Here is an 880-nt window from a genome sequence, read left to right as displayed (position 1 = left end):
CGGGATCGGGAGGATCCGAAGACCCTCGAGGGAGACGTCAGGCCCCGAAGATCTGGCGCATCTGCTGATCAAAAAAGGCCCGCGAAATCGTCGCCCGATTGCCGGCATGGCCATGGTAATGAGAGCGCCCCGTTCGGGTCGGAAGACCGGCCCAGATCTTCGCAAGATTGTCCATGAAACTCGCCAGAGGGAGACGCCCCTGAATGAAGGAATTGTACCCCGCCTCGACGTAGAGAACAGACGCGAACTGATCCTGAAGCTGCGGACTGAACCGGGCACCGTCAGGCACACCGAGCTTCAACTGAAGACCCCTCAGCGTCGAGGGGATGATCTGGTATTTCCCGATGGCATGATGCTGGCCGGGGGTGGCCTGAATCCACGCATAGATCTGCGCCAGCGTCAGCCGCGAGGGAGGTCCCGGAGGACGCCGCTTCGCAGATCCATGCACCGCGTCATAGCCCCCTCGAGGACTCTCGGCGAGCTGGATCAGAGCGCCCAACTGATCGAGCCGTGAGCCGGAGGGAAGCCGGAAGCCTGCCGTCTTCGGGGGCTTCTTGCCCGGAGTCCCAAGCTCGAAATTCCGGGTCTGACGCCAACGGGTCTCGAACGGATCTGCGGACCATTTCACCCCGATCGGAGCGGACTTGCCCTTCAGCTCGAAGCGGCCCTCAGACCCCCATTCCTGGCCGATCGCGACACCGGGAAGGAGGACCAGCAGAAGGACGGTGACGGCCCTCAGGGGGGGTCTGAGGGGCCGCAGGCGCCTCATTCCCTCGGGCTGCTCCGCAGTCCCGTGGACAGAGGCGGGGGGATGAGAGGCACCATCGGTCCTGTGGACCTCATGGTTTTTCCACACATAACGCAGCAAGCTGCCGTCAAG

Annotated in this window: 1 protein-coding gene; it reads right to left on the bottom strand. The window is 63.4% G+C overall.

What is annotated here, in order from left to right; all coding sequences use genetic code 11:
• Positions 1-37: 37 nt before the first annotated feature.
• Positions 38-880 (bottom strand): lysozyme family protein (locus FEV53_RS20385; RefSeq protein ID WP_221931703.1); only part of this gene is annotated, 843 nt, incomplete at its 5' end.

The organism is Palleronia caenipelagi (assembly GCF_007004065.1).
Classification (GTDB): Bacteria; Pseudomonadota; Alphaproteobacteria; order Rhodobacterales; family Rhodobacteraceae; genus Palleronia; species Palleronia caenipelagi.
This window is presented reverse-complemented; position numbering and strand designations above follow the sequence as displayed.